The organism is Marinobacter sp. MA (assembly GCF_048298425.1).
GTDB classification, from domain to species: domain Bacteria; phylum Pseudomonadota; class Gammaproteobacteria; order Pseudomonadales; family Oleiphilaceae; genus Marinobacter; species Marinobacter salsuginis.
Map to the genome: position 1 here is coordinate 1,560,057 of NZ_CP103058.1, position 24,577 is coordinate 1,584,633.

At 52.2% G+C, this 24,577-nt stretch carries 24 protein-coding genes and 2 pseudogenes; 11 read left to right on the forward strand and 15 right to left on the reverse strand.

Annotated features, from left to right (window positions below):
- Position 1 precedes the first annotated feature (1 nt).
- Positions 2–3,199, forward strand: coding sequence for an efflux RND transporter permease subunit (locus NUW46_RS07310; RefSeq protein ID WP_014575746.1), 3,198 nt, complete (start codon positions 2–4; stop codon positions 3,197–3,199).
- A gap of 87 nt (positions 3,200–3,286) precedes the next feature.
- On the opposite strand, the gene NUW46_RS07315 is transcribed toward NUW46_RS07310, so the two are convergent.
- Positions 3,287–4,654, reverse strand: coding sequence for a sensor histidine kinase (locus NUW46_RS07315; protein ID WP_014575747.1), 1,368 nt, complete (start codon positions 4,652–4,654; stop codon positions 3,287–3,289).
- 302 nt (positions 4,655–4,956) lie between these two features.
- Between NUW46_RS07315 and NUW46_RS07320 the strand changes: the two genes are divergently transcribed.
- Positions 4,957–5,187, forward strand: a complete 231-nt coding sequence (locus NUW46_RS07320) for a hypothetical protein (protein ID WP_014575748.1) — start codon at positions 4,957–4,959, stop codon at positions 5,185–5,187.
- 535 nt (positions 5,188–5,722) lie between these two features.
- Positions 5,723–6,451, forward strand: a complete 729-nt coding sequence (locus tag NUW46_RS07325) for a TorF family putative porin (protein ID WP_041644866.1) — start codon at positions 5,723–5,725, stop codon at positions 6,449–6,451.
- A gap of 124 nt (positions 6,452–6,575) precedes the next feature.
- Here NUW46_RS07325 and NUW46_RS07330 read toward each other — a convergent pair whose 3' ends face one another.
- Positions 6,576–7,262 carry a response regulator transcription factor gene (locus tag NUW46_RS07330; protein WP_014575751.1) on the reverse strand — a complete coding sequence of 229 codons (687 nt, stop codon included), beginning with the start codon at positions 7,260–7,262 and terminating at the stop codon, positions 6,576–6,578.
- A gap of 287 nt (positions 7,263–7,549) precedes the next feature.
- On the opposite strand from NUW46_RS07330, the pseudogene NUW46_RS07335 reads away from it, so the two are divergent.
- Positions 7,550–7,849, forward strand: a pseudogene (locus NUW46_RS07335) (transposase); the annotation flags it as partial.
- Here the strand turns inward: NUW46_RS07335 and NUW46_RS07340 are convergent.
- Entirely contained in the window at positions 7,826–8,995 is a 1,170-nt protein-coding gene (locus NUW46_RS07340) for an IS30 family transposase (RefSeq protein WP_014575753.1), read from the reverse strand. The pseudogene NUW46_RS07335 and the gene NUW46_RS07340 sit on opposite strands and share 24 nt — an antisense overlap.
- A gap of 58 nt (positions 8,996–9,053) precedes the next feature.
- Between NUW46_RS07340 and NUW46_RS07345 the strand changes: the two are divergent.
- Positions 9,054–9,662 (forward strand): annotated as a pseudogene (locus tag NUW46_RS07345) (IS3 family transposase); the annotation flags it as partial.
- Between the two features lie 266 nt (positions 9,663–9,928).
- A complete protein-coding gene (locus tag NUW46_RS07350; protein ID WP_069185208.1) occupies positions 9,929–11,008 on the forward strand; it encodes an IS110 family transposase in 1,080 nt (359 codons plus the stop codon).
- 331 nt (positions 11,009–11,339) lie between these two features.
- Here the strand turns inward: NUW46_RS07350 and NUW46_RS07355 are convergent, their stop codons facing one another.
- From NUW46_RS07355 to NUW46_RS07395, 9 genes are all read right to left on the reverse strand, one after another.
- Positions 11,340–12,062, reverse strand: a complete 723-nt coding sequence (locus NUW46_RS07355) for a cytochrome c biogenesis CcdA family protein (protein ID WP_011784772.1) — start codon at positions 12,060–12,062, stop codon at positions 11,340–11,342.
- 26 nt (positions 12,063–12,088) lie between these two features.
- Positions 12,089–12,565 carry a hypothetical protein gene (locus NUW46_RS07360; RefSeq protein WP_011784773.1) on the reverse strand — a complete coding sequence of 159 codons (477 nt, stop codon included), beginning with the start codon at positions 12,563–12,565 and terminating at the stop codon, positions 12,089–12,091.
- 36 nt (positions 12,566–12,601) lie between these two features.
- Complete coding sequence (locus NUW46_RS07365; RefSeq protein ID WP_011784774.1) at positions 12,602–13,033, reverse strand: c-type cytochrome; 432 nt, start codon at positions 13,031–13,033, stop codon at positions 12,602–12,604.
- Complete coding sequence (locus tag NUW46_RS07370; protein ID WP_011786664.1) at positions 13,026–13,880, reverse strand: WD40/YVTN/BNR-like repeat-containing protein; 855 nt, start codon at positions 13,878–13,880, stop codon at positions 13,026–13,028. The genes NUW46_RS07365 and NUW46_RS07370 overlap by 8 nt, the downstream gene beginning before the upstream one ends.
- A gap of 10 nt (positions 13,881–13,890) precedes the next feature.
- Positions 13,891–14,403, reverse strand: coding sequence for a DUF411 domain-containing protein (locus NUW46_RS07375; RefSeq protein ID WP_011786663.1), 513 nt, complete (start codon positions 14,401–14,403; stop codon positions 13,891–13,893).
- A 99-nt stretch (positions 14,404–14,502) separates the two neighbouring features.
- Positions 14,503–14,808 (reverse strand): hypothetical protein, encoded by a 306-nt coding sequence (locus NUW46_RS07380; RefSeq protein WP_011784777.1) that lies wholly within the window; start codon positions 14,806–14,808, stop codon positions 14,503–14,505.
- Between the two features lie 110 nt (positions 14,809–14,918).
- A complete protein-coding gene (locus NUW46_RS07385; RefSeq protein WP_223268882.1) occupies positions 14,919–15,227 on the reverse strand; it encodes a hypothetical protein in 309 nt (102 codons plus the stop codon).
- Positions 15,228–15,619: 392 nt separating this feature from the next.
- Positions 15,620–15,973, reverse strand: a complete 354-nt coding sequence (locus tag NUW46_RS07390) for a DUF3703 domain-containing protein (protein ID WP_062785117.1) — start codon at positions 15,971–15,973, stop codon at positions 15,620–15,622.
- Between the two features lie 64 nt (positions 15,974–16,037).
- Complete coding sequence (locus NUW46_RS07395; RefSeq protein WP_418141765.1) at positions 16,038–16,934, reverse strand: cation transporter; 897 nt, start codon at positions 16,932–16,934, stop codon at positions 16,038–16,040.
- A 172-nt stretch (positions 16,935–17,106) separates the two neighbouring features.
- On the opposite strand from NUW46_RS07395, the gene NUW46_RS07400 reads away from it, so the two are divergent.
- Positions 17,107–17,574, forward strand: coding sequence for a hypothetical protein (locus NUW46_RS07400; protein ID WP_041343552.1), 468 nt, complete (start codon positions 17,107–17,109; stop codon positions 17,572–17,574).
- A 223-nt stretch (positions 17,575–17,797) separates the two neighbouring features.
- Here NUW46_RS07400 and NUW46_RS07405 read toward each other — a convergent pair whose 3' ends face one another.
- The 3 genes from NUW46_RS07405 to NUW46_RS07415 all read right to left on the reverse strand — a co-directional run bounded on the left by NUW46_RS07405 (position 17,798) and on the right by NUW46_RS07415 (position 20,796).
- Positions 17,798–18,364 (reverse strand): class I SAM-dependent methyltransferase, encoded by a 567-nt coding sequence (locus NUW46_RS07405; protein ID WP_082814039.1) that lies wholly within the window; start codon positions 18,362–18,364, stop codon positions 17,798–17,800.
- Positions 18,365–18,809: 445 nt separating this feature from the next.
- The gene (locus NUW46_RS07410; RefSeq protein ID WP_418141766.1) at positions 18,810–20,144 is read right to left on the reverse strand and encodes an ATP-binding protein; all 1,335 of its coding nucleotides are present in this window, start codon (positions 20,142–20,144) and stop codon (positions 18,810–18,812) included.
- Positions 20,131–20,796 carry a response regulator transcription factor gene (locus NUW46_RS07415; RefSeq protein WP_022990681.1) on the reverse strand — a complete coding sequence of 222 codons (666 nt, stop codon included), beginning with the start codon at positions 20,794–20,796 and terminating at the stop codon, positions 20,131–20,133. Before NUW46_RS07415 ends, NUW46_RS07410 begins: the two co-directional genes overlap by 14 nt.
- A 199-nt stretch (positions 20,797–20,995) precedes the next feature.
- Between NUW46_RS07415 and NUW46_RS07420 the strand changes: the two genes are divergently transcribed.
- From NUW46_RS07420 to NUW46_RS07435, 4 genes are all read left to right on the forward strand, one after another.
- Positions 20,996–21,529 carry a cupredoxin domain-containing protein gene (locus NUW46_RS07420; RefSeq protein ID WP_062785111.1) on the forward strand — a complete coding sequence of 178 codons (534 nt, stop codon included), beginning with the start codon at positions 20,996–20,998 and terminating at the stop codon, positions 21,527–21,529.
- A gap of 84 nt (positions 21,530–21,613) precedes the next feature.
- Positions 21,614–23,323: a copper resistance system multicopper oxidase gene (locus NUW46_RS07425; RefSeq protein ID WP_062785109.1), complete on the forward strand. Its 1,710-nt coding sequence runs from the start codon at positions 21,614–21,616 to the stop codon at positions 23,321–23,323.
- Positions 23,320–24,069 carry a copper resistance protein B gene (locus NUW46_RS07430; RefSeq protein WP_062785107.1) on the forward strand — a complete coding sequence of 250 codons (750 nt, stop codon included), beginning with the start codon at positions 23,320–23,322 and terminating at the stop codon, positions 24,067–24,069. The genes NUW46_RS07425 and NUW46_RS07430 overlap by 4 nt, the downstream gene beginning before the upstream one ends.
- Positions 24,070–24,220: 151 nt before the next feature.
- Positions 24,221–24,574 carry a hypothetical protein gene (locus tag NUW46_RS07435; protein WP_062785105.1) on the forward strand — a complete coding sequence of 118 codons (354 nt, stop codon included), beginning with the start codon at positions 24,221–24,223 and terminating at the stop codon, positions 24,572–24,574.
- Positions 24,575–24,577 lie beyond the last annotated feature (3 nt).

A 24,577-nucleotide genomic window follows, 5' to 3' on the forward strand; every position in this document is an offset into this window, starting at 1 on the left:
TATGTTCAACCGAGTTGTCGACTGGGCGGTTCAGAACCGCCTGTTGGTTCTTATTGCGCTAGCAGTGCTTATCGCCACGGCCGCGTTTCAGATCCCAAAACTGAATCTTGATGCCTTCCCTGACGTTACAAACGTCCAGGTCGCTGTTAACACAGAGGCGCCCGGACTTGCGGCTGAGGAGGTCGAGCAGCTGATCACCTATCCCATTGAAGCGGTGATGTATGCGTTGCCGGATGTTGAGGAGGTTCGATCCATTTCCAAAACCGGGTTGTCCGGTGTCACCGTGGTCTTTAAAGAGGGCACGGATATCTATTTCGCGCGTCAACTGGTGTTCGAGCGGTTGCAGGCCGCGCGGGAGCTGATTCCGGACGGGGTCGGGGTGCCTGAAATGGGCCCGAATACGTCCGGTCTCGGCCAAGTCTACCAGTACTTGTTGATAGCGGACCCGAATTCGGGGTACGACGCAATGGAATTGCGCAGCTTGCACGACTGGCTGGTCAAACTGTTGCTGATACCGGCCGAAGGGGTTACAGAAATCCTGTCGTTTGGCGGAGAAGTTCGCCAGTACCAGGTGAACCTGAATCCGGCTCGAATGTTGTCCTATGACTTATCACAGAATGACGTCATGCATGCCCTGGAAAACAACAACTCCAATGTTGGGGGCTGGTATATGGGCCGCGGACAGGAGCAGTTGGTTATTCGCGGTATGGGATGGCTGGGCAATGGCGAGCAGGGGCTGGAGCAGATCCGTCAGGTACCCGTTAAAACCAGTGACGGCATCACAGTAACCGTGGACGATGTCGCTCAGGTGGGACTTGGCACTGAAATTCGCCAGGGTGCGGTGACCATGACCCGGAAGGACGAAGACGGTCAAGTTGAACAACTGGGTGAAGTGGTTTCTGGCATTGTACTCAAACGAATGGGGGCCAACACAAAAGCCACCATCGACGGCATCGAGGCTCGCATTGAGCGCATAAATCAGGCGCTTCCGAGTGGGGTTCGTTTTGAGCCCTATTACAACCAGGCGGATCTGGTGACCAAGGCAGTAGAGACGGTGACGAATGCGCTTTTGTTGGCTTTTGTGTTTATTGCGATTGTGCTTGCTCTCTTCCTGATGAATCTGCGAGCAACAACGCTCGTGCTGCTTTCAATACCGATTTCCATCGGTATTGCCCTGATGATCATGGCCTGGTTCGGTCTCTCGGCCAACTTGATGTCTCTGGGCGGCATTGCTGTGGCAATTGGCATGCTGGTGGACGGCTCTGTTGTTATGGTCGAGAACATGTTCAAACATCTGACGCATCCCGATGCTGAGCATGACGCCCATCGAGATGAATTGATTGAAAACGACCCCGATCCGTTGGACGCGTCACACGATGATCATGGCATTGCGCTCAGACTCCAGGAAGCCGGCCGGGAAGTGGCGCGCCCCATCTTTTTCGCCACGGCGATTATCTTGGTCGTTTTCATGCCTCTGTTCAGCTTTGAAGGTGTGGAAGCCAAGCTGTTCCAGCCAATGGCGATCAGCATCATGCTGGCCATTGTGTCCGCTGTGATCGTTGCTCTGATCGTCGTGCCTGCGTTGGCTTCGTTTGTGTTTCGCAAGGGTATCCGGGAACGGGAAAGCTTCGTTTTAAAACCTCTTGAGAAGCTTTATCGCCAGGGCCTTGACTGGTCGCTGAAACACACCCGATCTGTTGTCGGTGCTGCCGCTGTTCTTGTGGTGCTGGCGGCCCTGGTCGTGCCGCGACTCGGCACTGAGTTTGTCCCTGAACTGGAAGAAGGGACGATCAACCTCCGGGTGACGCTGGCCCCTTCATCAAGCCTTGATACGGCGATTGAAGTTGCGCCAAAACTGGAAGCCATGTTGATGGAATTTCCAGAAGTGACTTACGCTCTGTCCCGGGCTGGTCGAGCAGAAATAGGGGGCGACCCGGAGCCCGTCAACAACATAGAGATCTATATTGGCTTAAAGCCAACTTCGGAGTGGACCAGCGCCAGTAATCGCTACGAATTGCAGGCCCTGTTTGAGGAGAAGCTCGAACAGCACCCGGGGCTACTGTTTAACTTTTCTCAGCCTATCGCGACTCGGGTTGATGAATTGTTGTCAGGTGTTCGTGCGCAGTTGGCCATCAAACTCTTTGGCCCGGATCTCGACGTACTGGCGGAGAAAGGCCAGCAGATTGAAGCGGCGGTCCGAACAGTTCAGGGAACACGAGACGTCGCCATGGAGCAGATTGCTGGTGAAGCGCAGTTGGTGGTTCAGCCTGACCGTCAGGCACTCTCCCGGTACGGACTCGCCGTGTCTGATGTGATGAGTGTCGTCCGGGATGGACTGGGTGGTGCCGCCGCAGGCCAGATCATCAACGGAAATGAGCGGTACGATATCTATGTGCGTCTGGCCAAACGTTTCCGGGAGGACCGGGATGCCATTGCCGATCTCAGGTTACAAGCGCCGTCCGGGGCCTGGGTGAGACTCGGTGATGTGGCCGATGTGTCTATTGAGTCCGGCCCGCCTCAGGTGCGCCGCGATGACGTGCAGCGCCGTGTGGTCATTCAGTCCAATGTGCAGGGTCGTGACATGGGCAGTGTGGTTGCCGATATTCAAGATACCATCGCGTCAGAAGTGAACCTTCCCCCCGGCTATTCGGTGGATATTGGTGGTCAATTTGAAAACCAGCAGCGAGCTCAGAAGCGATTGGCCATTGTGGTTCCTGTATCCTTGGGTCTGATTGCGTTGTTGTTGTACTTTGCTTTCAGTTCGGTTGGTCAGGCGCTGCTGATTCTTGTCAACGTACCGCTTGCTGTCATTGGTGGCGTCTTTTCACTCTGGATCTCCGGCCAGTACCTTTCCGTGCCCAGTTCCGTTGGATTTATCACACTGTTTGGTGTGGCGGTGCTTAACGGAGTCGTTATGGTCGAAAGCATCAATCAGCGAATACAGGATGGGTTAAGCGTGGATGCCGCGGTGTTTGAAGGTGCCGTCTCCCGTTTGCGTCCTGTCTTGATGACAGCAATAACCTCGGCACTCGGTTTGATACCGATGCTATTGTCGACGGGCGTGGGTGCGGAAATCCAGAAGCCATTGGCCAGCGTGATTGTAGGTGGTCTCGTGACTGCGACTTTCCTAACGCTTTTTGTTTTGCCGGCTCTATTCACGCGCTTCTCAAGGGCTAAACTCGATGATATGCAACGGTAGAAAAGAGGTGGAAATACACAGTTTTGATCGCGAGCAGGGGAGGGTAGTCCCTCCGTCATAGCGGGGCGGAGGAATTATGGTTGTGCTCTACTCTGGGAAAGGAAGCACAACTGTAATTCTGGCGCCCCCCGTTTCTGAGGGGCCAATGTTCATCCGTCCGAAATTGTCTTCTAGTATTTCGGACACGATGGACAGTCCCAATCCAAATCCAGAAACGGTTTCGTCAAGCCGGGAACCTCTATCCATCACTTTTGAGGCCGCTTCTGGAGTAATCCCAGGGCCGTCGTCTGCAACTTCTATCGTTAGCCCGGAATCGGTCTGGCTTATTGAAACGTCAATCTCAGCCTGACTCCACTTCCCGCCGTTTTCGAGCAGGTTACCGAATAACTCTGATAGGTCCTGACGCTCCATGGGCCAACTGAAGTTATTCGGCAAGGATGTATTAATACGGAAACTCTTATCGGGAAAGATTTTTTCCATGACAGAAATGACGTTGTTCGCTATTTCAATCGGCAAACATGTTTGCCCCATCTGCCTGCCGGAGATATCTGCCTTGCTCATGCGGTAGTTCAAGGACCGGCTTAGATCCTTTAGGTTGGAGGTCATGAACTCTATGTCGTCGCGGGACGGAGGTAATGAACCAGTGTCTGACAAGATTGCGAGATTGGCAGAGATCGAGGTCTTGACCATGTGAGAAAGATCGGAATTGAGGCGGCGATGGCGGTCAAGGCGACGACTTGCTAGTTCAAGTAGGTTATTGAACTGTTTGATCAGCGGACTGAACTCCTCTGGTGCGTCAGGATTCAAACGAGGTTGTTTGCCAGATTGCAGTCTCCTCATGTCTTCCTTGATGTGTTCGATCGGTTTCAAAGCCAGGTAAGTAGTGGTGCCTACCAGAGCCAAGAGAACAACAAGTAATATTGCGGAGGCAGCCAGCAAGGTCAGGTGAGCCCCACTGGATCGCTCAGCTAGTCCGCTTTCCATTTCCAAGATGGTGATTGACGAAAGCGAACTATCAATTCCGACACCACGTTTTAATCCGAGAAGGCGATCCGCACCGTGGGATATTTCGACAAAGCCCGCCGGCTTTTCTGAGATCATACGCAACTTCGTTTGATTTACGTTGTTACTGGCAATGACGCTTCCATCTTTCATTTCAACAATGAGGGCGTGTTCCAGTAGCAATTGGAATTGATCGATCATGCTTCCGATCTCGTCGGCCGTCGGCATTTCGTTTGCAATGATGGTTTGAAAACTCTCCACCTCTTTGTCAAGACGATGTTTTCTGGACTCGTTCGAAAGCTCCTCTATCACATAGGTGTGTGAGAAAAAAATAAGCAGAAAATACAGGATGCTAAAAACCATGCCATATTGGAGTGCAGTTTTTCGGATGCTTTTCTGCGCTGTCATGAGGGTGCTTTTGTCGATTGAGCGGAAGGGTTCAGTTGAAAGCAAACAGAGGTGTTCCGGTCCGAAAGCATAGTTGGAATCGAAGCGTGCCGCAACGGGTGCGAACCTGAGGGAGGGCGGCTCTGGCCTTCAGATAGGTCTGGCCTAGTCTTATTTTCTCAGGCATTGAAAAATTAGGTTTAGTGTCATCAAAGCCGACCTGAATGGCTTTTGAGCTAGGGGTAAACGCTAAAAAAACGTTTCATCACCATAGATTTTCAAGTGTGTTTAAAGTTTCGATGTTCTACTGATCATCCGAGGCCATTGAATTTTGTCGGTCTAATTGGAATAAATATCGGAGCCGTTTTATGAAGAAAGTATCCATGATTCTAGTAGCTTCTTTCCTGGCAAGTGGTGCTTCAATAGCCCTCGCAGGAGGGCAAGCGGACAGATACAACGAGGCAAGAACCTATCCTAATAAGAGCATAGATGAACGTTCCTCCCAGTATCGTGTGGAAGAGATCGAGACCATCAAAAAACTGAAGGAAGAACATAGATTGATTAAAGAGTTGATTGGGGATCTTTTGGCAAAGCAATAACATTTATCGTTGTTTATTTGGAGCCAGGCGCGCAATTGCGTGGCTCCAAGATTAGTTTGATGATAGATTTTGTTAATTTTTCCAAAAACGGCGAAAGTCGCGCTTTAAGGCTGATCAATTTCGAAAAAAAGACAGAGTGCAAAAAGTTGGAAATTTGCATTCTTTACTCAGAGTTTTTTTAGTAGTATTCATGACCAATTAAGACCTACCTCTATTTTCCTAATAGAACCATATCTTATCTCGAATTTTTGCGTTAAAAATATTCTACTTTAGTGATATTTTTATTTCAGTTTTTGTTCCTATTTGGTGCGCATTATTAATGAGTGCACTATCGTCGAGCAATGCGAAACTATGAAGCAAAATGTTCATTGCATTGAATGATTAAATATTCAACGGATTTTATTAACTATGGACCTGATTTGACAATAATTGCTCATAAACTAAGTCTCTAAAAGTTGGCGCAAAATATGCAGTCATTGTAGATGCGTTATTCGATGCGCAAATAACTAAGCTGTCAAAATTTAAGGTGAAAACGATGAAAAGACGTATCTCGACTAAGGATTGTTTGCTAAGTGTTGGTTTGCTCGTAACCCTCCAAGCGGTCCCGTTAATTGCCAACGCTAATGTAAGTGCAAATTTAGGTGTAACAAGCAACTACTTATTTCGTGGTGTGACACAAACAGATGGCTCAACGGCGACGCAAGGCGGGCTTGACTACGAACATGCGTCGGGGCTTTATTTTGGCGGCTGGGGCTCCAATGTGGATTTCGGCGATGGGACGAGCTATGAGCTTGATCTTTATGCTGGCTTCTCCGGTGCAATCGAGGATATTGGTTACGATGTTGGGTACATTTATTACTCTTACCCTGATGCTCCTGAATCTATTGATTTTGGCGAAATATACGGAGAGTTGAATTACAGCATTGCATCTATAGGTGTTGCTTACACAGCAAACAGCGACGTAAGCGGCGATGGGCTGTTCGTTCAAGGCGATATCTATTATTACGCATCTGTTGATGTGCCGCTGGAAGACGATTTCAGCACAGGTGTTTTGATTGGCTATTATGATTTCACTGATGATAGCAAGGCGTCTATTGGCGAGGCGAGCTACGGACATGCAGCTGTCAACATCACCAAAGATGCGGAGAGCTTTGGAGCTTTTAGTGTTAATCTGGAGTACGCTGATATCGATTCAAGTAACGCACTTGGTTCGGTCAATTCGGACGACCCGAAGTTTTGGCTGGGCTGGACTAAGTCCTTTTAATCTATTTGGTATTTTTCACCGAAACGGTTAAACATTGAGAAAGCTGGCCCGGTCTTTGGGCCAGCGCATTTATCTGGCGAGCCTTGGCCCTTGAGGAAAAATGGTTAAATCACAGTAAAATAATTTAACCTTCAACCCCTTTTTGAAGAGGATCTCTTGCAAAGAAATATCCTTGTCCTCTCAATGTTTTTATTCGTTTTTTACCGAGTATCTTTCTGAGCCTAGCTATGTAGACTTGAACGACATTTCTGGTTGGGCACCTTTCGATATTATAGAGTGCTTCAACAAGTTCGTCCTGCGAGAAGACTCTGTCAGGAGAGCGAAGAAGGCATTGTAAAAGGCGGTACTCCGTTGCGGTTAGTCTGAACTCTTTATGATCGGGAGTTGTTAGGGTTCTATAGGTTGCATTAAGTTGAAAGCCATCCACGATAATCTTATCAGTTGCTCGCCCGTCTTTTCTTCGTATTATGGCGCTAAGTCGAGCTTTTAGTTCATCGAATTCGAAGGGTTTTGGAAGATAATCGTCTGCGCCGGCATTCAAGCCCTCAACTCTCTCTGTCCAGTTGGAGCGAGCAGTTAAAATAAGAATAGCCTCATCTTTGCCACCGCTTCTCCACTTCTGCATCAAGGAAAGTCCGTTCTGGTCGGGCAGTCCGATATCGAGTATAATCGCCTGATAACTGCATGTTTCTACGAAAGAATTGGCCTCTGCGCCGTTTTTGGCTACATCAACAGTAAAGTGTTCCTTCGCAAGCCAACCAGAAATTTTTTCTGCGAGTATCGCGTTATCCTCGACAATTAGAACTTTCATCTATGAACGCCGTTTCTGGATGTTGGATGATTTTGGTCGCCACCTATCTCGTGCGCAAATCAAAATAGCTCAAAAATGGATTTCAAGCGACGCGGCATTTCAACAGACGAACCTGAATTCAGCTTGAAAAGCACATTACCTTTCGGACAGGTTGGCAATCCACAAAGCATGGGCTGAGGCAAGTTGGTCTTCCACCGTTTATCGTGACAGATGCACCAAGTGTAGTGGTTCAGTGATTCCGGACACCAACGTAGGTGGTAATATCGCCACCATAAACGAGGTGTCTGATGACCAGAAAGCGACGTTCTTTTTCTCCGGAGTTCAAACAGGAAGCAGCCAGCCTGGTGCTGGATCAAGGTTACACGATTCCCCAGACGAGCGTGTCCCTGGGAATTGGTGAAAGCGCTATCCGGCGCTGGGTTAACCAACTGACCGAGGAGCGTGACGGTGTCACCCCGAAGGGCAAGGCGTTAACCCCGGAGCAGCGCCGTATTCAGGAGCTGGAAGCCCGCTGCAAGCGCCTTGAGCAGGAGAAAGACATACTAAAAAAGGCTACTATGAGTTCAACCGGTCAACGCAAATATACTTTGTAGCTTCTCCACAGGTGTTAGGTAGTCGAGTGTTTTCCTCGGTCGTTCATTCAGCTTCCTTGCAAATTCATTTAACTGCTTCTGGGAATAGCCCGATAAATCGGTCTTCTTCGGGAAGTACTGGCGCAACAGACGATTGGTGTTCTCGTTGCTGCCTCTTTGCCAGGGGCTCTGCGGGTCACAGAAATAAACCTGCATGTCGGTCGCAAGCGTAAATTTCCTGTGGTTACCCAGCTCACCTCCTCGATCCCAGGTCAGGGTTCTCTTCAACTCCTCGGGGAGTTGGCCGACTTCCCGACAAAGCGCCGAAACAACGCTTTCCGTATCTTTTCCGCCGACATGAACGAGCATCGTAAATCTGGACTGCCGCTCTACTAGCGTCGCAATATGTGAGTTCTTGGATCCGGATATCAGGTCTCCCTCCCAATGGCCAGGAACAGCCCTGCCTTCAACCTCTTTTGGCCGAGCACGGATAGAAACTAAATCTGTGATGCTGGTGCGGGATTCTGCCTCTTCAGAGCTTCTGTGCCGTGATCGACGCATACCGCGTCTTGATCGGAGGTGTTTGATAAGTTCCTTCTTCAGAACACCTCGGGCTTGAATAAAGAGACTTCGGTAAATCGTTTCATGGGACACATGCATCGACTTGTCGTCCGGGAACTGGCGTTTTAGCCAGCCTGCTACTTGCTCTGGAGACCAGTCAAGGCTCAGCTTTTCGGCAACGGCTGCACGGAGGGGCTCATTCAATGCGAGAAGGCATTTTTTCGGACGTCTTGATTGGGTCCAGGCACGCCGATCTGCCACGTTCGCCCTGTACCGACTTCTTCCTCCGTTACGACTGACCTCTCGACTGATGGTTGAGGCAGACCGTCCCATCGAGTCGGCAATCTGAGTCAATGTCAGTCCCGCTGAGATGCCTCTTGAAATCTCTTCGCGCTCAGAGCTACTAAGCACCCTCGCCGACCTGGAACGTCTCAGAGGGGCAATGCCGCCATGTATGGCGAGCATTCCAGTAATCGATCCAGCATGCTTCCCAAGGGCTCTGCCAATCTCGCTAAGCGACTGTCCTTTCTTCCATCGAGCCCATAGCTCCTGCTTCTGCTGGTAGGTCAGCCCTCTGGTCTTTAATACTTGCTGCGACATTCTGAAAGCCCCGATAGTTACCAGTGTGCATTATGTTGCACTGACCGGTTGAATCTACCACCGCTCTCTTGATGTCGGACGACATGAATCGTACGCGCTGATAGACCAGTTGAGTGAGCAAATGCCTGTTGAAATGGTCTGCAATGCGTTTGATATAAGCCGTTCCAGCTATTACGAGTACCGCCAACGGCGGAAGCACGTGGATGTTGAGCGTCTGGCCCTAAAGGCTCAGGTAAACCGCCTATTTACCAAGAGCCGCAGCTCTGCCGGCAGTAGAACGATCAAGGGCATGCTCAATGACGACGGCGTTGTCATCGGGCGCTTCAAGGTTCGACGATTGATGAGTGAGCTGGGGCTGATCTGTAAGCAGCCGGGTCCTCACGCCTACAAGCAGGCGACCGTTGAGCGACCGGATATCCCGAACCATCTGGCTCGTGAGTTTACGGTAGACCGGCCGAATCAGGCGTGGTGTGGTGACATCACCTACGTATGGAGCGGCCAGCGGTGGAGTTATCTGGCTGTCGTTCTGGATTTATATGCCCGACGCGTCGTTGGTTGGGCGATGTCATCCAGCCCCGATGCCGATTTGGTGGTCAAAGCTCTAGACCACTCCTGGGAACAGCGTGGTCAACCAGAAAAAGTCATGTTCCACTCGGATAGTAATACTGTCAGTGCCGGGTATTTCTGATTTTGGCTCAACTTGAAATACTGGGTGTCGCAAGTGTTCTCGGGTTTCCTGACCCGCACTCCGATCGACCCAGATATGTGTCTTTCCCTGGACCTGTCGGAATTCCGAGAACACCTAGCGGCAGGGGTTTCACCCCGCCGATGCATGTGACTCAAGAAGGGCCTGACAGCCTGTCTCGTTACTGTCGTGTCCAGGCTATCGTGCATGGTGAAGCCATCTTCAAATAGATAGCCAGGAGCTTCGTCATGTCTTTACAGCAGGATGTTCGCCCGGTGATTGTCGGTGGTGTTGATACCCATAAAGATCTGCATGTTGCTGCCGCGGTTGATGGTCATGACCAGGTTCTCGGAACAAACACCTTTCCAGCGACGCGCCATGGTTATAAAACCATGTTGGCGTGGATGCGCAGCTTTGGCGACGTCACCAGAATAGGGATTGAATGCTCAGGAACCTATGGCGCGGGTCTGTTGCGCTATTTACAGCAGGCCAGCATCACGACTCTGGAGGTTACAAGTCCCGATAAATCCGTCCGCCGCAAGCGGGGCAAAGACGACAGCATTGATGCTGAAAATGCTGCGCACGCGGCCTTTGCGGGCATTCGTACGGTAACACCGAAGACACGTGACGGCATGGTTGAATCCTTGCGTGTTCTGAAAGTCTGTCGAAAGACAGCGATCGCAGCCCGCAGGGTAGCGCTTCAGATGATTCAAACCCAGATTGTCTCCGCACCGGAGGAGTTACGGGACCAGCTTAGGAGCATGACGCGCATGCAACTTATCCGGACGTTGGCATCATCGCGTCCCGATCTAGGCGGATACCGAGACGTCATGACGGCCTATCGGATAGCCCTGAAGTCCCTCGCTCGCCGATATGTAGAGCTACATGACGAGATCGCGGACTTGGATACCATGATCAAGGCCATCGTGGACGAACTTGCGCCCGACTTGGTTGCAAGAACAGCTGTCGGTTATGAGTCGGCGGCGCAGCTGTTGATTACCGCAGGTGACAACCCTGATCGACTTGGCTCCGAAGCCAGTTTTGCTGCGCTTTGCGGGGTCAATCCCATACCGGCATCTTCCGGAAAGACGCAGCGCCACAGGCTTAACCGAGGAGGCGATCGCGCAGCCAACAGTGCACTGCACATAATTGCGATCGGCAGGCTTCGGCTTGATGTTAAAACCCAGGAGTACGTTGCAAGACGACTAACAGAAGGGCATTCAAAGTTGGAAGCTATCCGTTGTCTAAAACGTTACATAGCGCGAGAGCTGTTCTATCTTTTACGCCACCGGCAACGTGAGATTGGCCAGTCGAGAATTGCTGCTTGACTCTTAGAAGGGGGGTTCTACCCCGTTACTGCGCACCTTTCTAAAAAGAGTCCGAATTTCTTCTAGGGAGAGTCTTGGTCTATCTGTCTGAATATCCGCTTTGCGACCCCTGGTCACATTCCGGGCTCTGAACAAAAGCGAACGTTCACCATCCTCCACTGCGAAGCGGTTTTTAATCTAGTCCTGAAGAACAATGAGCCGCTTCAATCGTTCGGCAATGCAAAACCATTAGTTAACGAAATGGCAGCCCCATTTGTTCATGAAACCTGTTTATACGCAGTATTTGAGTATGAAGCCATGGACCGCTCCCTGTAGTTTGGCTGTAGGAAGCTCAACCAAGCCTTCCGAGAACCGGAAACGTCGACAACATCCACGACGCAAAGAGTGTCATCCGACCGGTGAGCACCATTACTCCCATTACAACGAGCACCAAGCCAGCAAGCGCTCTCAGTAGTCTACTCCAGCGACTGAGCCAGCGTACTCGTTGCCGAAAGTGTTCAATAAACAGGGCAGTTCCGAGAAAAGGGAGAGCTAACCCGAACGAATACGCCGCCAGATACAGCATGCCAGCCTCAGCATTGGCATGGGTGGAGCTGAGCGCCAATATGGCCCCGAGTATGGGGCCTATACAGGGTGTCCAGCCGATGGCAAACGCGATGCCCAGGAGGAAGGCGGCAGTGGGGCGCCCGCCTTCAAGAGACTGCCCAATGCGCCAGTCCCGCTGTAACGCCGGCATGCTCCACCAACCCAACATAAACAGGCCCATTAACACGATGAGCACGCCAGCCACCAGGTTGGCCTCTTCACGATAAGCCATCAGCCATTGCCCAAGAACACTGGCGCTTGCTCCCAGGGCAACGAATACGAGACTGAACCCCATCACGAAACAAAGACTCAGCCAGAACGCCTTCAACCGATTTGAAGCCTCAGTCAGAGCGCCTCCGGTAACAACCGACAGGTAGCCGGGAACCAAGGGTAAAGTACAGGGTGAGAAAAACGACACGAGACCTCCGGCAAACGCGGCGGCAATTCCCCAGGTTGCAAGATCAGGCATTCAGCCCCCTAAGTTTTGTTAGTTCGTTAAACCGCCCAGAAATCAAATTTGATGCCTTCCTTGGACGTGCCGTTGTCGATGATGGCCCGTGCGCGCCATAGCATTTTGCCGGTACCGCATTCCGGCAGGGTAATGGTTCCCTGGTAAACACCCTGGGTATGCGGTAACAGCTGGGTGCGGACCACGCCCATGTACATTTCAAGCCCTTCGAAATCCACGATCAGGGAGTCGGCTGTCACGTTGCCGAGATACACACGGATGGGAATCTCTGTCATCGATTCGATGGCTTCATTACCTAAGCCGACTGTGATGGTTTGATCGCCCTTTCGCCCGATACACTGACCTTTGAAAGGTGCGCATCCCTCGGTGGCGTAAAAGGTAACACCGGCATCCAGATCAGGCTTCAGGTACTGTGGCAGCACGAAGATTGCTGTGACCACAATGCTGAAACCGATGAGGCCGAATAACCATGACCACTTCTTAAAAAGCTGTTTCAATGCCATTTTCCAGTTACCAAAGACTTGAGGGAGGGTTGTTCGTTATTCCTGACTTTCGTTAGGTTGATAGCGGCGCTGGTCCTCGGTCCAGAGTGTTTTCAGGTAGTTGATCACCGACTGAATTTCCTGGTCGGTGAGGGTGTCCTCAAATGCTGGCATGGTCAGGCGGTCTGTTTTGTTGAAGGGATGCCGCCATCCCTCGGCAATCATCCTGAACAGCATGGCATCACTGTGGCGCCAGGTGTGGCCTGTCTCATCGTGAGGCGGTGGCGGCATTTCGCCTTTCTCATCCGGTTTGTTCCAGTCGGCCGCACCTTCACCCTGCCATCCGTGGCAAGCGGCGCAGTATTGCTCATAAATCTGGCGGCCCTCGGTTACTCCGGCCGGCACGCTGCCACTGTCTGTTGGCGCGCCCCCCGCCATCACAAGGGCCGGGGCAACGAGCAAGACCAGCGGGAAAGACCACTTATTCATAAACAGGAACCCATTCGCCAGAGGCGTTCTGCGAAAGCAACTCTCCGTTTTCAGTGCCGACCACGAGTCTTTCCGTGGGCGAGAACGTCAGAGCGGTCACCGCTTGGGGTATCTCAAGGCCAGCCCAGGTTTCGCCACCGTCAGAACTGCGGTGAAGTTCCCCCTCGATCACGGCGTAGACGTTTTCCGGGGCCCAAGGATCGTAATCAATGGCGGAAACAGTTCCTCGCAATTCGCCGGCATCGCCCCAGAAGCAGAAACAGTCCATGGATCGGGCCACACCGCGGGTGGTGCCGGCGAACAGCCAGCCACTTTCCATGCTGCCTGGCATATCGGAGTGCAGGAAGGCCTGCACCGGCTCCCGAGGGCCATTGTCTACCTTCACCCATTCGGCACCGTCGTCCCTGGATCGGAACATGCCGCCGTCACCGAGATAGGCGTAGAGCGTATCCGGTTGGGTGGCGTGGGCGGCAATCGCCGTGACACCCAGGTCCGGCAGGGTGTCATTGAGGGATTGCCAACGCTTGCTGGCCTCGTCATAGCGCCAGATGCCAAGGCCAGGCCCTGCCAGGTACAGGCTTTCGTCTCCGCCCTTTGCCATGGACCGGGGCTGGGCGCCGGAATCGGACGGTGGCAGGGGGATCTCGGTAGTGTTCTGGCTATCCAGGGCAAACAGACCGCTCTGCCGAAGCACCAGCAAAGCGCCAGATGAGTCCGTCGTCAGCGCTCTCACTGCTTGGCCCTCATTCACAGACTGGGCTTGAACCAGGGTCGGCATGACAGCCACGAACGCGAACAGAAAAAGTCTGGAGACTGCTGAATTCAGGCGGGAAACCATTGCTCTCATAGGGCTGACCTCAGTAATCCTTGTGCTCACGGAAAACCTGTTGCTGGCCATTGGCGTTAAAGGCAATGACCTGGTAATCGTCCTTCCGGCCGGTTTCCATGCCAGGGGTGCCATGGGGCATTCCGGGTACAGACAAGCCGGCCGTGTTGAATTGCGGATCCTCAAGGTAGGCCAGGATGTCATTGGCCGGCACATGCCCCTCAATCACCAGATCATCAACCAGTGCGGTGTGGCAGGACGCCATATCGCGTGGCACGCCATGCTGCTGTTTAATTTCATTAAGGTTGTCGGTTTCAACGATTCGGGTGTCAAAGCCATTGGTCGCGAGGTGCTCGGCCCAGGACTGGCAGCAACCGCAATTGGGGCTCTTGTAGATGGTGATGGTTTGGCCTGCCTCTTCACTCTCGGTTAGAGAAGCCGACGGCTGGGCGGATTCGTCGGCCTGGAGGGCCAATGTGGTGGCGCCAGCGCCGATAACGATAGCGGCTATACCCGTATACAGGGCGAGTTTCTTGGTCTTCATGGGAAATCCTCGTTTGTAATCGCTTATGGGCAGTGCAGGGCTCGGGGGTGCACATGCATCCCCGGCCCAGAGCTTCAGTTCATGAGGGTGCCCAAATGGTTATTTGGCGCCGGTGTCTTTGTCTTTCATGCCACCAGGCATGCCATCGTCGCTATGAGCCTGCATCATCTTCATGCAAGCCTCGGTCATGGCTTTACGGTCTTCCGGGGACATATCTGACATCATGTTCATCATCCCCATCATGCCGCCCATACCCTCCATACCGTGCGAGGACATCATGCGGCTGTGTTCGGAATGACCAGCCATCATGCCGGCGCCTTCGCCATGGGCAAGGGCAGAGAAAAGGGCGACGCTGCCGGCCAGAACGGCGGCGGTTACGGTGAGCTTGAGATTTGAATTACGCATTTGATTCACTCCAGTTAAAGCCTCGTTACGGATGAACGGAAGTACGAGACTTTGTTGCAAGAATTAACTTCAAAGAGCTTGCCGCGATGGGCAAAAACCCGGGTTAAAACTCAGGAGTGATGTTCTGGAGGGGGTGTAATAGAGGCCAGGAACGGATTCTGGTAAAGGGCCGCTCGGCCGATCAACACCGTTTGGGAACCGGTGTCGGTAAAACCGATAGAATGCCCCGGTAGTAGGGCAAAGCTTACGTTGACGCCGCATTTGACCGGCCCAGTGGCGCTTGGACAGGCCATTTCCGGGGCGGAAACACAATCCGGTTCTGTGTCTGAGGAGTAAGCGGTGTCTTCAGTCTGGTCCATCATCATGGTGCCGCAATCCGCCATCGCTGGCTCCGCCTGGCCGCCTGCTACTTTTGACAAAGCAAACGCCGGCGCGCTGATCACAAGAAGCAGTGATAGCAATAGGGAGATGATTGGGCGGTTCTTTGCGGACATCCTGATCTTTAGCACCAAGCTTTGAGGACATGAGCTCTGACATGCAATTACTCTGTCAGTTCCGAAGATCTTAGCACTTTTCTATTCCCAAAACACACTCGCCCGGTCGGAAAGGGAGTGGACTTTCCGATGACTAGCTGAACGTCTTATTTTGGCGCGGAGGAGGACTGGCAACAGTGGCGTTTGGCTAATCGGGCGAATACGACGGAGTGTCATCTCGCAGACATTCAAAGGCTCGACGAAGGATTACGCGTGGTTGAAGGGATGGGGGACAGAATGTTCGCTTTGCGACCAGCACCTAAACAAAAGCGAACATTCTAGTCACGCCTTCCCTCCGCCTCCGAAAGCACCACTGCCAAATCCTCGGGCACCGGCATGGGTGCAAATGCGCTGATGTTTGCACCAGTGTTTCCCAACGGAACCCAAATTCGGGAAAAGACCAGGGCGGCAATGGTTCGAATAGACTGCCCCAGCACTTCACGAACGTCTCTTGTTCGCCAACCCAGTCTGAGCATCCGTAAGTGGGTTGCAGCGTGCGCCAGAGCATACCTCTGGCTGAGGATATGGGCACGTTCCAGATGGGTGAAGGCTGTCTGGAAATCGCCTGCGCCTTCCGCCCTGCGTGTCGCCTCAAGCTCCGTAAGATCGGACGCCTTCAATTCACTGTGCATCGATGTTTACTCCCCCTGAATTGCCAACGACGGGCCAATAATCGACCATTTGACTCCGAATGGTTCAGCCTTTCAGTGCCAGTATGCGTTTGGCACCCATCAATACGATGGCACCAACAATTCCCCCAATAATCAGATCTGGGTAGTTGGTACCGGTCCAGGCAACGAGCAGCCCCGCAAGTATTACACCCAGGTTGATGACCACGTCGTTTGCTGAAAATATCCAGCTGGCTTTCATGTGAGCACCGCCCTCACGGTGTTTTGCGATCAGGAGCAGGCAACTGATGTTGGCAATAAGGGCCACAGATGCGACGGCCATCATCATTAACGACTGGGGATCACTGCCGAACAGAAAACGCCTGCCAACCTCAACCAGTACACCGACGGCAAGGATAAGCTGGAGAATGCCAGCCACATGCGCCGCTCTGACCTGCATTTTGATGCCGTGCCCAACGGCGTAAAGTGCGAGACCGTAGACGGCGGCATCGGCAAGCATGTCTAGCGAGTCTGCAATCAGGCCAGCGGACTGGGCGATCAGGCCCATCGTCATCTCGACCAGAAACATCAGGCCGTTGATTGCCAGCAGTATCCATAAAGTGCCGGATTCTTCGCTTTCGTTGGCCTTAGAAGATTCAGCCGCTCTGACGGATTCAGCGCTGGCGTCTTCTGTCCTCTGCAAGGAAGCACCCAGGCCCAGGTTTTCCAGTTTGCTGGTAATAGGACCGGTTTCTCCATGGTGGATAATTTCCAGCTTTCGATTCGATAGGTCGAATGAGAGTGACTGAATGTTGTCAAAGCCCGTGAGCGCCATTCGAATCATTCGCTCTTCCGAGGGACAATCCATTTTTGGTATTTTGTAGGTGCTTAGCTGGCTACCTGTTTCGGCGGTGGCGCGTCCCTGAAACTTGTCATCTACGACAGAGTCTTCACTACCACACTGCCCATTGCAGGGTTTGCTCATTTTCTCGGCTCCGGTTTTCGTACAAATGATGCAATTTAAAACCCTGTAGCCACTACAGGGTCAATAACTAATCTACACTAGTAGTCGTCAAAATCGGCGTTTGTCTGGATAAAGATCTACAATGATAAGTGCGATGATGTGGACGTCTAATTTTATTTCGAGGGTAAACTTTATGATTTCATTTAAAGGACTTACAGCAACCGCTGCGTTGTTGGTTTTTCCTGCATTCGTGCTAGCGCATGGTGATCAAGGCTCATGGCAAGGGCATGGTCCTGGCATGATGATGGATCAGGAGCAAATGCAACAGATGCACCAGAACTGGTCTCACATGAACCAGCTGATGCAACGCATTCCTGATGAAGCTTCACCTCAAGAACGGCAACGATTGATGCGAGAACACAGGGAGGCGATGCAAGAGCAAATGGGTTTTATGCATCACGGTATGATGGGCCCCGGCATGATGCGTGGACAAAACGGCATGATGGGAGGTCAGCACATGATGAACGGCGGCGGTAAATCAAAGAATGGTGGTAGTCTGTCTAACGAGCAACAAATTCAGATGATGCAGGAGCGCATGGATCAAATGCAGCTGATGATGGAGCAAATGCTGCAATACCAGCAAAATCTAAAGGTAGAGTGATCGAGAAGCCTTCAAATACTTTTACTTAACAGACGCGTAGTATCTGGCGAGTTTGATAGGCTGAAGTTTGTGAAAACGGCGCAGTAGCTGGGTTTCGGTCTCAACGAAATCCCTGGCCTTTTACGGCTGGAAGATGGCGCTCTGGGCACCACTTCGAATGTTCGCTTTGCGACCAGGCCGAGCTAAACAAGAGCGGACATTCCGTGGGCGGCAAAGACGCCGTCTAGTTTTTCGCTTCGATAATGTAGCCCCAAAGGGAGAGGAAACGATACTGCATTGGGAATTGGGAAAAGGTCACTGAAGTGAACCCCGCTTTTTGAAGTGCTTCTTCAAGTTCTTGCTTGCTATATAGGTTCGCTCGCCACCATCGGCCGATAAGCGGACGTGTGAGCCAGTTCCTGCGGGTGATAAAGAGAACGAATTTTCCATCTGGCTTTAGTCGTAAACGAAGCGCTCGAAATCCTTCGCTCAAACGTTCTGTTGGAAGGTACTCGAACATCGATGCCGAAACGATTAGATCGTAATTGCCCCATTCAGCCGGCAAGCCCTGAGAATCGAGCACATCTGCCTGTGCAATGTCGACATTGTGGATAGCACGCTTTTGAAGCTTGGAATGAAAGCGATCAAGCATCGCCGGCGTCAGATCGAAGGCCCGAAGCGAACCGGGCACCATGCCCTTGCTAAGCAACGCGTCTCTAAGAGCGAGCGTTGCGATTCCAGAACCGCACCCGGCATCAAGCCCACGAAGGCCTGACCGAAGGTGTGGCGAGCGACGGAAGTACGCGCGGATACCCTGGGGGTAGCACACAAGATTCACAAACCTGACGTAAGTATTCACGCGACTCGTATACAAACGAACGGGGTCCATAAAACAAAGAGTACCTTTACACACAACTCTCGCATAGATGGTCTGATCATGATGACGGGGCTACCCCTTTGCTGTGGACGTAATCGAAGAGGCTCTTAATTTCTCCAAAGGAAAGTGTTGATCTATCCGGCTAATGTTTGTTTTGCGACCAGGTCATGGCTCCGTGCCCACCTATACAAGAGCGAACATTCAAAAACGACCGAATTTGATCAAAAAGCGGACCTTTTCTTCGGCTGCGGGAGCTGGTTGCCTTCCCCACCCCCAATTCACTGAAAGACTCGCGGCCGTTGGAACACTTGGCAAAACGCAATCGGGCGGAGAACCCTAATCCGAGGAGCAACTAAAACAGAGATGTTTACAATCTATTTTATTTTGAGAATTCGATAAAAACGCGTAAACCGCTACAAGACTTAGTCGAAAAGCTGATTTTACCTTCATAGCGAGTCACTATATCTCGAACGATAGCAAGGCCGAGACCGTGCCCAGGTGTTTGCTCATCTAGCCGTAGACCCCTTTGGCCCAAACTGGCTAAATCCTTGTGATTAACCCCTGGGCCATCATCAGCAACAACTATTCGCTTAAAGCCGCTGCCTTGTTCCACAGAGAGCTCTACGCATCTCGAAGACCATTTGCCAGCATTGTCGAGTAAGTTGCCCAATACTTCATTTAGATCATGTTCTTCTATCGGCCATCGGCTGTCTTCAGGCAGAGAACTCGATAGTTCAAACGACTTTTCCGGATATAAACGACCGAGCATCCACAAAAGATCCCGTGCCTGTTTTATGGGGTAGGCGCTTTTTCCAATCTGGGGCCCTGCAAAACGGCTTCGACGCATTTCAGCTTCTAATTGCCTGTCGATATCGCTTAGTCGCTCCACCATCTGGCGCCTTAGATTGGTGTCGAGAGGACGTGTGTCGTCTTCCAGTATCTGCCGGACGGCTGCGATGGGGGTTTTGACGCTATGAGACAGGTTTGCGAGAGCGTCCCTGGAGCGCTCCAGTCGCTGATCTAAGGAGTCCAGCAACTGATTTAGTTGAAGAACCAGCGGGTGGAACTCCTCTGGCGACTGAACGTTGATTCGGGAGATCTCTCCGTCCTGGAGTCTTTTTAATGCGGCTTTGAGTGTGACAACCGGTCGCATGGACATCGTGATTCCGAACCAGAGCACGGCGACCAAGAGCATAATCAACAGAACTGATACTACGGCGGTCCAGGCATGAAGTGCAGCTTGGCTGCGTTTCAGCGCACCCAGATCTTCAGAAACGATTACGACGATGGGTGTTTCACCGACCTGAAAAGACTTTCGGTAGGCGAGGATGTCTAAGGGAGTATCAGTGGTTTCGGCATCTTCTACGCGAACGGTTCCGTCACCTTCGTTTTCAATCAGAGGCGTTAACAAGGGCTCCCAAGTATCGGGTGAAATGATGGTCTGTTCGGGTGTATGTATGGCAAAGGCATGATGAAAAACATCCTGGAAATAATCGCCCGTCTGGAGAGTGTCAACTTCACCATTCGCGTCGCGAATCTGGTGTTCAAGGAAAGCGACTTCATCTTTCAGTCGGCTTTCAACGAATTCCCGAGACATTCGGTCGAGCAGCAAGCCATGGACCAACCACGCTACCCCCATTAGACCAATTCCGGCGGGCAGTAACAGCGCAAGCAAGGTTCCTTTTACGGACGCAGGCTTTTTAAGGAATCGCATTAAAAATGTACCCCTGGCCGCGTCGTGTTGAGATGGTTTCGCTGCCCACTAGCTTCCTTAACCTCCGAATATACGCCTCAATGACGTTTTCACTCGGGCTATCATTCAAGTTGTAAAGCTGTTCCATTAGTTGTTCTTTGGAAAAGACGTGGCCAGGGCGGCTCATCAAACAACGTAGCAGCCGGAATTCGGTGCCGGTAAGTGTATGTTCCACGCCGTCGTCCATCTTGAGGCTCTGGCGGTTTTCGTCCAGTTCAAAGCGGCCGGCTTTAACCTGAGCATGGACCCTTCCTTCACTACGACGCACGAGTGCGTTGAGGCGTGCGATTAGCTCTTCTGTCTGAAAAGGTTTTGCCAGGTAATCGTCTGCCCCGGCTTTTAAGCCGTTAACCTTATCCTGCCAATCGCCTCTCGCGGTCAGAATCAAGACCGGACAGCTGACGTGATTCGTTCGCCACTTTCTCAATACGTCCAGCCCGTTGCCATCAGGTAGACCCAGGTCCAGAACAACAGCACGGTAATCCTCTTGCTCACCCAGAACGACGGCTTCTCGGGCACTGGGAGTTGTATCAACGCTGAAACCTGCTTTTCCCAACTGCCTGACCAGACCCTCAGCAAGCAAGCGGTCATCTTCGACGAGCAGTAAACGCATGAGTCTTTCCTTCTCTGTATGGTCCGCGGTCGAAAGTGTGACTGATTAACCTGAATTCAGCCTGAACGGAAAATAGTTCGAGTTTTTCAGAAAGAATTCAGGTTAGTGAGAGAAGGTAACAACCGATTCTGGACATTGCTCAAGATTGGGACTCAATCCTGCAGTGTTTTTCGAGCAATATTTTACAGAGGATAAAAAGATGAATGCATCAAAACTATTCGTAGCGGGTATGGCGCTTTCAATGTCGGCAACAGCGTTTGCGGCTGGCGCCCATGATGGTGGCCACGGGCACGGCGCTACAAGCGGTGAACCTGGCAAAGCGTCGGAGGCCAGCCGAACCGTAACTGTCGAGATGTACGACAACTACTACGAACCCGAAGAAATCAGTGTAAAGCCGGGTGAAACCGTTCGCTTCGTGGTGGAGAACAAGGGAAACCTCGTCCATGAGTTCAATGTTGGCACTCCCGACATGCACGAAGCTCATCAAGAGGAAATGATGATGATGGTTGAGCATGGCGTCATCCAGGGCGGCAAGCTGAACCACGACATGATGAATATGGATATGGGGAATGGCCATTCCATGAAGCATGACGACCCGAACAGCGTGTTGCTGGAACCCGGCCAAAGCAAAGAAGTGATTTGGAAGTTTTCTGATAAAGGCAATATCGAATTTGCCTGCAACGTTCCGGGCCACTATCAGGCCGGGATGTACGGTGAGGTCAATTTCGAATAACTCGCTTAACTGAGGTCCGCGAGCGCGGGGCTGAGACACGTTTCTCGGCCCGGCTTCAATGACGTGTAGTTTGGAGTAACACAGATGAAAACACGCTTTTTGACAGGGCTTTTGAGCCTGCTGATGCCAGCCATGGTTATGGCCGGTGAGTACGACCTTACGGTCGACCGGGTAAAAATTGATACCGGCGATTTTGTGAAGGAAGGCATTGGATACAACGGCGCATCTCCGGGACCGGTAATGCGTTTCAAGGAAGGCGAGAACGTCCGGATCAACGTGACCAACAACCTGGATGAGATGACGTCCATTCACTGGCACGGCCTGATCCTTCCTTTTAACCAGGACGGTGTGCCTGGTATCAGTTTCCCGGGCATCAAGCCGGGTGAAACCTTTACCTATGAGTTTCCTATCCAGCAGGCAGGCACCTACTGGTTCCACAGCCACTCTGGTTTTCAGGAGCCGGACGGCGCCTATGGTGCCATTGTCATCGAGCCCGAGGGCCGTGAGCCATTCCGCTACGATCGTGAATACGTGGTGCAGCTGACTGACAAGCACCCCCATTCCGGTGACCGCATCATGCGCAACCTGAAAATGATGCCGGATTACTACAACCGCGAGCAGCAAACTGTCGGCGAGTTTTTCTCGGACGTGTCAAAGAATGGCCTGATGAACACCGTCAGTGACCGTATTGCCTGGGGTGGTATGCGGATGATGAAGGCAGACGTTGAAGACGTGCAGGGCTTTACGGGCCTGATCAACGGCAAAGGCCCGGGCCAGAACTGGACGGGACTCTTTGAGCCGGGCGAACGCATTCGGCTGCGATTCATCAACTCTTCTGCGATGACCTACTTCGACATCCGGATTCCTGGTCTGGACATGACGGTTGTCCAGGCTGATGGCAACAACGTTCAGCCGGTCAATGTGGACGAATTCCGGATTGGTGTGGCGGAAACCTACGATGTGATCGTTCGCCCGAGAGACAAGCAGGCCTACACCATTTTTGCTGAATCCATGGGGCGGTCCGGCTATGCCAGGGCAACGTTGGCCCCCGAAGAAGGTATGGAAGCGGCTGTTCCGCAACTGCGTGATCCGGCGCGCCTGACTATGGCAGACATGAGCGGTATGCCCGGCATGGACCATGGCAACATGGCCGGTATGGATCATGGCGACATGGATATGAATAGCTCAGAAGGGATGTCCGGAATGGATCATTCCAACATGGAAGGCATGGATCATGGTTCCATGGCGATGGGAAAAGGCGGCCAAAGCGACCCCTTTTACGCCAAGGGAAGTGGCCTTGTACCCACGGCAGCCAATGGCGGCAAGTTCCTGTCCTATGCTGACCTGAAGGCCCAAGATCCACTGTATGAAGACCGCGAACCGACCCGGGAAATTGAGCTTCGTTTGACCGGCAATATGGAGCGGTATACCTGGAGCATTAATGGCGTTAAGTACGAAGACGCCGATCCGATTCGCCTCAAATACGGTGAGCGAGTTCGCTTCAAATTCGTGAACGAGACCATGATGACTCACCCCATGCACCTGCATGGTATGTGGTCCATTCTCGATGTTGGAGCAGACCAATGGAACCCGATCAAGCACACGGTCAGTGTGCAGCCAGGCACCACTGTTTACATGGAAACCGAGGTCGACGAGCCCGGCCAGTGGGCGTTCCACTGTCACCTGTCCTATCACGCGGCCGCTGGTATGTTCCGCAAGGTAATTGTTGAAGGTGGGCCAGAGTCGGCGCAGGCCAAAACAGACGTGCTTGTCGAAGATGGAGGTGAGGTATGAGCTGTATTCGATCAATTGTCGCAGTCAGCTTCCTTGCCTCTATTGGTGTCTCAACGGCGGTGACAGCTCAGGAAATGATCTCCGACACGACCGCTCGAAAACAGCCGCTCACAACCTGGGGTGTTCAATTCGAGGAATTTGAGTACCGCTACAGCGACGATGACGAGGAGCTGGGCGTCTGGAATGCGGATGCCTTCTATGGCACTGACGATTTTAAAGTCCGGTTGCTCACAACCGGCGAATACGAAATAGAGGAGCAGGCCTACGAAACGCTGGAAAACCAGTTGGTCGGCCAGATCCCCATTTCCAAGTTCTTCGACGCCAAAGCGGGCGTGCGTTTCGATACTCCGGAAGGGCCGGACCGGACATACGCCGTTCTCGGTGTCGCCGGCCTGGCGCCCCAATGGTTTGAGATCGATGCAAACCTGTACGTCAGCAACGATGGTGATACGTCAGCCGAACTGGACGCTGAGTACGAATTGCTGTTCACCAATTACTGGATCCTGGCGGCAACTCTGGATGCCTCGGTAGCGTTCAGTGAGGATGAAGAGATTGGTGTCGGCAAAGGATTGGTTTCCACCGAAACCGGCCTCCGGCTCAGCTACGACCTGATAGACCGTGCGTTCTCGCCTTATGTGGGTGTGGTGCACGAGCGTAAGTATGGCGATAGTGCCGACCTGGCCGAGGCGAGCGGCGGCGGCACAGAAGATTGGTTTGCCGTAATCGGCGCTCGAATCGCATTCTGATGCTGAAGGGCCATGGGAAACCCATGGCCTTTTTTCGTCTATGATTTGATGTAACTCAAATCCACCGAAAGCATGTGTCCATTTTCAGTCGCAGTTCAGGTTGAAGTGTTTTGATACAGGGAGAAGTCATCAGGAAGAGAGGTGTCGCCCCATGACCAAAGCACACAAAGCAACCAATCAGGAGCAGTTTTTGTTGGGCCGAAAAATGGCCGTCGAGGGGCTTGGAGAGGATCAGTGGGAGGGACTCATCCACGATCTGAATCACCACCCCTGCGTTGATTTCGCCGAGCGTAGGCCAAATGGCACATTGCAGGTGACGTACGATGGAACCCACTGGTCCGTCGATGAATTACTGGAACTGATCAAGGCCTACGGTGGCCGATTAAAATCCGGATGGTGGGCCCGGCGCAAACTGGCGTGGTACCGGTTTACCGACGACAACGTCCGGGCAAATGCCAAGCATGAGCCGTTCTGCTGTTCCAAGATTCCACCCATGAAAAAATAAAGG

What these genes read in the sequence shown, in the direction of transcription:
- NUW46_RS07310 (WP_014575746.1), top strand. Translation starts at nt 2, where the DNA reads ATGTTCAACCGAGTTGTCGACTGGGCGGTTCAGAACCGCCTGTTGGTT.
- NUW46_RS07320 (WP_014575748.1), top strand. Translation starts at nt 4,957, where the DNA reads ATGAAGAAAGTATCCATGATTCTAGTAGCTTCTTTCCTGGCAAGTGGT.
- NUW46_RS07325 (WP_041644866.1), top strand. Translation starts at nt 5,723, where the DNA reads ATGAAAAGACGTATCTCGACTAAGGATTGTTTGCTAAGTGTTGGTTTG.
- NUW46_RS07330 (WP_014575751.1), bottom strand. Translation starts at nt 7,262, where the DNA reads ATGAAAGTTCTAATTGTCGAGGATAACGCGATACTCGCAGAAAAAATT.
- NUW46_RS07340 (WP_014575753.1), bottom strand. Translation starts at nt 8,995, where the DNA reads ATGTCGCAGCAAGTATTAAAGACCAGAGGGCTGACCTACCAGCAGAAG.
- NUW46_RS07350 (WP_069185208.1), top strand. Translation starts at nt 9,929, where the DNA reads ATGTCTTTACAGCAGGATGTTCGCCCGGTGATTGTCGGTGGTGTTGAT.
- NUW46_RS07355 (WP_011784772.1), bottom strand. Translation starts at nt 12,062, where the DNA reads ATGCCTGATCTTGCAACCTGGGGAATTGCCGCCGCGTTTGCCGGAGGT.
- NUW46_RS07360 (WP_011784773.1), bottom strand. Translation starts at nt 12,565, where the DNA reads ATGGCATTGAAACAGCTTTTTAAGAAGTGGTCATGGTTATTCGGCCTC.
- NUW46_RS07365 (WP_011784774.1), bottom strand. Translation starts at nt 13,033, where the DNA reads ATGAATAAGTGGTCTTTCCCGCTGGTCTTGCTCGTTGCCCCGGCCCTT.
- NUW46_RS07370 (WP_011786664.1), bottom strand. Translation starts at nt 13,880, where the DNA reads ATGAGAGCAATGGTTTCCCGCCTGAATTCAGCAGTCTCCAGACTTTTT.
- NUW46_RS07375 (WP_011786663.1), bottom strand. Translation starts at nt 14,403, where the DNA reads ATGAAGACCAAGAAACTCGCCCTGTATACGGGTATAGCCGCTATCGTT.
- NUW46_RS07380 (WP_011784777.1), bottom strand. Translation starts at nt 14,808, where the DNA reads ATGCGTAATTCAAATCTCAAGCTCACCGTAACCGCCGCCGTTCTGGCC.
- NUW46_RS07390 (WP_062785117.1), bottom strand. Translation starts at nt 15,973, where the DNA reads ATGCACAGTGAATTGAAGGCGTCCGATCTTACGGAGCTTGAGGCGACA.
- NUW46_RS07395 (WP_418141765.1), bottom strand. Translation starts at nt 16,934, where the DNA reads ATGAGCAAACCCTGCAATGGGCAGTGTGGTAGTGAAGACTCTGTCGTA.
- NUW46_RS07400 (WP_041343552.1), top strand. Translation starts at nt 17,107, where the DNA reads ATGATTTCATTTAAAGGACTTACAGCAACCGCTGCGTTGTTGGTTTTT.
- NUW46_RS07410 (WP_418141766.1), bottom strand. Translation starts at nt 20,144, where the DNA reads ATGCGATTCCTTAAAAAGCCTGCGTCCGTAAAAGGAACCTTGCTTGCG.
- NUW46_RS07415 (WP_022990681.1), bottom strand. Translation starts at nt 20,796, where the DNA reads ATGCGTTTACTGCTCGTCGAAGATGACCGCTTGCTTGCTGAGGGTCTG.
- NUW46_RS07420 (WP_062785111.1), top strand. Translation starts at nt 20,996, where the DNA reads ATGAATGCATCAAAACTATTCGTAGCGGGTATGGCGCTTTCAATGTCG.
- NUW46_RS07425 (WP_062785109.1), top strand. Translation starts at nt 21,614, where the DNA reads ATGAAAACACGCTTTTTGACAGGGCTTTTGAGCCTGCTGATGCCAGCC.
- NUW46_RS07430 (WP_062785107.1), top strand. Translation starts at nt 23,320, where the DNA reads ATGAGCTGTATTCGATCAATTGTCGCAGTCAGCTTCCTTGCCTCTATT.
- NUW46_RS07435 (WP_062785105.1), top strand. Translation starts at nt 24,221, where the DNA reads ATGACCAAAGCACACAAAGCAACCAATCAGGAGCAGTTTTTGTTGGGC.